The 5,789-nt window shown below is 63.6% G+C and carries 6 protein-coding genes; 3 read left to right on the top strand and 3 right to left on the bottom strand.

Translation table 11 applies throughout. The annotated features are described in order from the left end of the window. The 3 genes from WCB02_RS36065 to WCB02_RS36055 form a co-directional block, all read left to right on the top strand. Positions 1-806: amidohydrolase family protein (locus WCB02_RS36065; RefSeq protein WP_423966338.1), on the top strand; the 806-nt coding region annotated here is incomplete at its 5' end. Next, on the top strand, positions 803-1,912 hold the full coding sequence (locus tag WCB02_RS36060; RefSeq protein ID WP_423966336.1) for an amidohydrolase family protein: 1,110 nt from the start codon (positions 803-805) through the stop codon (positions 1,910-1,912). The genes WCB02_RS36065 and WCB02_RS36060, both read left to right, overlap by 4 nt. Positions 1,913-1,964: 52 nt before the next feature. Next, entirely contained in the window at positions 1,965-2,378 is a 414-nt protein-coding gene (locus WCB02_RS36055) for a Rieske (2Fe-2S) protein (protein WP_423966333.1), read from the top strand. A gap of 116 nt (positions 2,379-2,494) precedes the next feature. On the opposite strand, the gene tcuB is transcribed toward WCB02_RS36055, so the two are convergent. From tcuB to WCB02_RS36040, 3 genes are all read right to left on the bottom strand, one after another. Then, positions 2,495-3,601 carry a tricarballylate utilization 4Fe-4S protein TcuB gene (tcuB, locus tag WCB02_RS36050; protein ID WP_423966330.1) on the bottom strand — a complete coding sequence of 369 codons (1,107 nt, stop codon included), beginning with the start codon at positions 3,599-3,601 and terminating at the stop codon, positions 2,495-2,497. Beyond that, a complete protein-coding gene (tcuA, locus tag WCB02_RS36045; RefSeq protein WP_423966340.1) occupies positions 3,588-4,976 on the bottom strand; it encodes an FAD-dependent tricarballylate dehydrogenase TcuA in 1,389 nt (462 codons plus the stop codon). The genes tcuB and tcuA overlap by 14 nt, the downstream gene beginning before the upstream one ends. A 108-nt stretch (positions 4,977-5,084) precedes the next feature. Beyond that, positions 5,085-5,789: IclR family transcriptional regulator (locus tag WCB02_RS36040; protein ID WP_423966328.1), on the bottom strand; the 705-nt coding region annotated here is incomplete at its 5' end.

Raw genomic sequence — 5,789 nt, 5'->3', positions numbered from 1 at the left:
TGCAGATGGTGTTCAGCGAGGACATGCAGGACGCGTTCTGCCGGGCGCTGAACGACTGGCTCGCCGGGGAATGGCTCGACCGGGAGCCCCGGCTGCGCGGCTCCATCGTGATCCCCACCCAGAGCGTGGACAAATCGGTCGCGGAAATCGAACGCTGCGCCGCCGACCCGCGCTTTGTCCAGGTGCTGATGCTGGTGATGGGCGACATGCCGCTCGGCAAGCGCGCCTACTGGCCGATCTATGAAGCGGCCGAGCGGCTGGGCCTTGCCGTCGGCATCCATGCCGGCTCGAGTTATCACAACCCGCCGACGTCGATCGGCTGGGGTTCCTACCACATCGAGGATTATGTCGCGCAGGCCCAGGCGTTCCAGACCCAACTGACCAGCCTGATCGTGGAAGGCGTGTTCGCGCGGCATCCAGAGCTGAAGATGGTGATGCTGGAAAGCGGCTTCACCTGGCTTGCGCCCTATCTGTGGCGGCTGCACAAGTTCTGGCGCGGCATCCGCATGGAAACGCCGTGGGTCGATCGCGCGCCGCTCGAGATTGTGCGCAGCAACATCCGTTTCTCGCTGCAGCCCGTCGATGCGCCGCCGGATCCGCAAATGTTAAATCGCCTGTTCGACCATATGCAGTCCGACGAATTGATCCTATTCTCGACCGATTATCCGCACTGGCAATTCGAGGGCGAACAGGCCCTGCCGGACGGGTTGTCGGGCGATCTCGTGCGCAAGATCATGATCGACAACCCCTTTGCGACTTACGGCCGATTGAACAAGGCTGACGCGCTCAAGGAGATGACGCCATGAACATCAGGGTCAGTGGCCTCGCCGATAAGGCATCCGCCATCGGTGCCAAGACAGCGATCGCCGATTGCGACATCCATCCTGCGCGCGCGACCAGGACCGAGTTGTATCCGTATCTCGCCAAACGCTGGCACGAGCATCTCGAAAGCTACGACAGGCATCCCTATCAGGGCATGATGGAAGGCCCGCCATACCCCAAGGCGCAGCCGAATGCCTCGCGGCGCGACGCCTATCCGCCGGAAGGCGGGCCGCAGGGCTCTTCGCTCTCGTTCATGCAGCAGCAGCACCTTGATCCCAACAATGTCGTGCTCGGCGTGCTCAATCCGCTCCAGACCGGGCAGGGCATCCGCAATCATGATCTCGCTGCCGCGCTCTGTTCGGCGATCAACGACTGGCAGATCGAGAAGTGGACGTCGAAGGATTTGCGGCTGAAGGGCTCCATCATCGTCGGCAATGAAGATGGCCCGAGCGCGGCCGCCGAAATCCGCAAGCGCGCCGGCGACAGGAATTTCGTGCAGGTTCTGCTGCTCAGCCGCAACGTCGAGCCGCTCGGGCAGCGCCGCTACTGGCCGATCTATCAAGCGGCGGAGGAGGCCGGGCTGCCGGTCGGTATCCATGCGTTCGGCTTTGGCGGCAATCCGATCACGGCGTCCGGTTGGCCGAGTTTCTATATCGAGGAGATGGTCGGTCATGCGCAATGCCAGCAGACCGCGCTCGCCAGCCTGGTGCTGGAAGGCGTGTTCGAGCGCTTCCCGAAACTGAAGATGATCATGATCGAGGCCGGTTTCGGCTGGGCGCCGTCGCTGGCCTGGCGGCTCGATCGCTGCTGGCGGCGGCTCGGAAGCGAGGTGCCGCACGTCAAGCGTCCGCCGTCGGAGTATATCCGTGATCATATCTTCTGGACCACGCAACCGATGGAAGATCCGGAGCGGCGCGATCATCTGTTTGACGTGATCGACTGGATCGGCTGGGACAAGCTGCTGTTTGCGACCGACTATCCGCACTGGGATTACGACGACCCGTCGCGGGTGCTGCCGCCCGGCGTCTCCGAAGCCAACCGCGACGCCTTCTATCTCGGCAATGCGCGGAAGGTTTACGGCATCGCATGATCCGGAAGAGTGAGAGCCGGTTTTCCGCACGAGATCATGCGAAGCAACCAGCATGACACGGCATGTCATTGCCCCCGTGGATGAACTGCCGCCGGGCACGCGCAAGTTCCTCACCATCGACGCGCGCCCGATCGCGATCTTCAACATCAACGGCGAGTTCTTCGGCCTGCTGAACCGCTGTCCGCATCAGGGCGCGGCGCTGTGTGAAGGCCCACTGATCGGGCTCGCGCAATCCAGCGATCCCGGTGCGATCGAATATACAAAACTCGGCGAAATCATCCGCTGTCCCTGGCACGGCTGGGAATTCGATGTCCGCACCGGCCAGTCCTACTGCGACCCCAGGCGGTTCCGCGCCAAGGCCTATCCGGTCAATGTCGAGCCCGGCGCCGCCGTGATGCAGGGGCCGTATGTGGCGGAAACCATCAAGGTCGCAGTCGACAACGATTACGTGGTAGTAGATCTGTAGGATGGGCAAGGGCGCCCGTGCGCCGTGCCCACCATCCATTTCGCATCGTCATCTTGAAGTGGTCGGCAAGCTGCGCTTTGCCCACCCTGCGAATCGATTCCGCTCACGAACGATGATCACACGTGCCCCATCATCCGCCGTTCCCTTGCATAGCGCAGCAGCGCGACGAAGCGGTAGAGGCCGTGCACGAACTTGCCGTAGGGCAGCGTGATGAACAGCGCGAAGACGAAACCGAGATGCAGCGCCAGCAAAGGCCCCATCGCGGCGGTGTCGCGCAGCACGAGCAGCGCGAGGCCGGTCGCACTGGTCAATAGCAGCATCAGGATGAAGGCCGCGTCCATGCCGGTGCGCGCGACATCCGTCAGCACGGGATCGCGCTGCCATTTCGCCACGAGTAGCCCGATCGGTCCAATCATGAGCCCGATGCCCCCGAGCGTGCCGAGCACGACCGGCAGGTCCCACCACGCGTAGGGCGCCTCGCGCGCCAGCAGATAATGATACAGCGTCGCGATGCAGGTCGCGGCGAAACAGAGCAGGAAGCCGTAGAATGTCAGGTGATGAAAGATCTTGCGCCGGTCGGTCGGCTGGTCGTCCTTGTTGAAGCAGCCGACCCCGCCGCCGTCGAGATAGCGCAGGCTGCCCGCGTCCTTGGTCGCCTGCCAGAGCGACGGCGCATCGCTGCGCTGGCCTACGGGTTCACCGATGTCGCGCCAGAACGCGCGCATGCTGAGCCCAAGCGCCAGGATCGCGTAGAGGAACGCGACGCCGAACAGCACGACCAGCGCGTTATGCGGCATCAGCGCATAGAACGCGCCGGGTCCGGTATGAATGCCGAACAGCACCTGGTGGTCGAGGAATGCCGCAAAGCCAACGATGAATGCAGCGACGCTGAACGCCGCGATCAGGCTGACCGCAAGCCCGTTGCGCGCGAACAGGCCGGAGAAAGCCCGTGGCCAAGCATAGGCGGCATAGGAGTCGGCGCGCGCGACGGCCAGCGTCTTCGGCACATTGACGTCGAATTCATGCGGCGGCGAGAACTGGCAGTCGGTGTAGCAGGCGCCGCAGGCGTGGCAGAGATTGGCGAGATAATTCAGGTCGCCGTCGGAAAAGGCGCGGCGCATCTCCATCGCCGGAAACACCGCGCACAGCCCCTCGCAATAGCGGCAGGAATTGCAGACCGTCATCAGACGGTCGGCCTCGGTCAAGATTCTAGTTCCGCGCATTTTTCGCCGCTTCCCGTCCCGCGATGCGCCCGAACACGCTGCCGATGGTCATGCCGATGCCGGCCGCATAGCCCTTGCCGAGCACATTGCCGGCCATGATCTCGCCGGCCGCGAACATGTTGGCTGAGGGCTTGCCGTCATTCATCAGGATCCGCGTCTGTTTGTTCACGCGGGTGCCGAGATAGGTGAAGGTGATGCCGGGCCGCACCGGATAGGCCAGATAAGGCGGAGTGTCGATTCTGCGAGCCCAATGGGTCTTTGGCGGCGTCAAGCCCTCGGTCTTGCAGTCGTCCAGAATGGTGTGATCGAACGTGCCGGGCCGCACCGCGGCGTTGAAATCGGCCACCGTCTTTTCCAGCGCCGCCGGATCGAGCTCGAGCAAGCCTGCGAGCTCGGCGATGGTCGGCGCGCCGATCGGCGGAAACAGCGTCGGCATGAAGCTCGTGACCACCGTCGAATCGAAGATGATATAGGCGATCTGGTCGGGCTGGGCCGCGACCAGCCGGCCCCAGATCGCGTAGCGCTTTGGCCAGATGTCCTCGCCCTCGTCATAGAAGCGCGCGGCGTGCTTGTTGACGACGATGCCGAACACCACGGAATCATGCCGCGTGATGATGCCGCCGTCGAATTTCGGCGCGCGGGCGTCAATCGCGACCGCGTGGCACTGGGTGGGGTCACCGATCTCCTGCACGCCCTTGGCGAGCAGCATCTTCAGGATCGAGCCGCGATTATAGGGCGTCCCGCGGATCAGGAAATTGTCGGCGGCCTCGCCCCAATATTGTTTCAGCCATTCGATATTGGCTTCGAATCCGCCGGCCGCCGCAACCAGGGTTGACGCGCGGACGGAGACATCCGCGCCATTGTGCTGCAGCGCGGCCGATAGAAACATGCCGTCCTCGATCTCGAGCTCCTTCACCTCGGCGTCATAGAAAATGTCGACGCCGAGCGCTTCGGCGGTCCGGTAGAGCGCGTTGAGCATGGCGCGGCCACCGCCGAGGAAGAAGGAGTTGGTGCGGCCGAGGCTCAGCGTGCCGCCGAGCGACGGCTGCCAGCGCACGCCCTGCTCGACGATCCAGTTCAGGATGTCCTTGGATTCCCGGATCATGTGGCGCGCCAGCTCTTCGTCGGTCTGGCCACCGGTGACGCGCAGCAGATCCTCCCAGAATTCCTCTTCGGTATAGGGCCCGGTCAGGATGTCGGTCGCCGCATCATGGGCGCAGCGCATATTGCGCGTATGCCTTGTATTGCCGCCGCGATAGAACTTTGGCGCGCTCTCCAGCACCAGCACCGACGCGCCGGCGCGCCGCGCGCTGATGGCCGCGCATAACGCGGCATTGCCGCCGCCGATCACCAGCACGTCGTGGTGCCGGCTCAACCGCACATCCGTTTTGGCGTTCCTAACGTCCATTCCAGGTCCCGTTCAATCCACGCAAGGCAACCTCGTCTGGCCGCTCGACCGTGAGGCGGTTGCTGCCCATCCGATCTATTTTCCGGTTCCGCGGGACGAGCGCATCGCGGCTGGCTGATGAGCAACCGGTGATGAATTCGAAATCCGCTCGATCAGCTCGGTCGGCCCTCCGAGCGATGACGTCAAGCGGATGGCCGCCTTCAGCAGCAGGGCAGACATGGTCCCGATATTCTCCCTGGTGAAACGCAGCTTGGGCCCGGAGAGCGACAACGCGCCCGCAAGTTTGCGGTCCGGTCCGAATATCGGACAAGCCATGCCGGCGCAATCGGGATCGCGCTCTCCAAAGGAGGTCGCTATGCAATCCGCGCGGATCTTGTCGAACGGCTTGCCTTTTTCGCCATCGAATGCCAGCAGGACCTTGCCGGCGGCGCCGTGGTCGAGCGGCAACAGCATCCCGGCCTCGACGCGGTCCAGCGTGGAATGCTGAGAATCGACGCGGAATATGCAGAGCCGTCGTCGCGCGTCGTGCCTGACGTGAAACGACGAACTCTCGGTCCCCGCGGCAACCAGTTGCCGCAGCACCGGCATCACATGGTCATGCAAATTGTTGGCACGCTGGTAGACCGCGCCTAGCCGAAATGGGGTGGGGCCAAGATGGTAACGGCCATCGGAGAGCTGGGCCAGGTAGCCGTACTCCTGAAGCGAGGCCATCAGCCGCAACAGGGTGCTCTTGTATAGGCCCGTGCGCCGAGCGAGTTCGGCCAGCGAGAGGGGTAAAGG

The organism is Bradyrhizobium sp., from assembly GCF_049581145.1.
Lineage (GTDB): Bacteria > Pseudomonadota > Alphaproteobacteria > Rhizobiales > Xanthobacteraceae > Bradyrhizobium.
Note: the sequence above shows the minus strand (reverse complement) of the source record. Positions and strands in the feature narration are given on the sequence as shown.

Excerpts from the sequence above, each read along its gene's own strand:
- WCB02_RS36060 (WP_423966336.1), top strand. The coding sequence starts at position 803 with ATGAACATCAGGGTCAGTGGCCTCGCCGATAAGGCATCCGCCATCGGT.
- tcuB (WP_423966330.1), bottom strand. The coding sequence starts at position 3,601 with ATGCGCGGAACTAGAATCTTGACCGAGGCCGACCGTCTGATGACGGTC.
- WCB02_RS36055 (WP_423966333.1), top strand. The coding sequence starts at position 1,965 with ATGACACGGCATGTCATTGCCCCCGTGGATGAACTGCCGCCGGGCACG.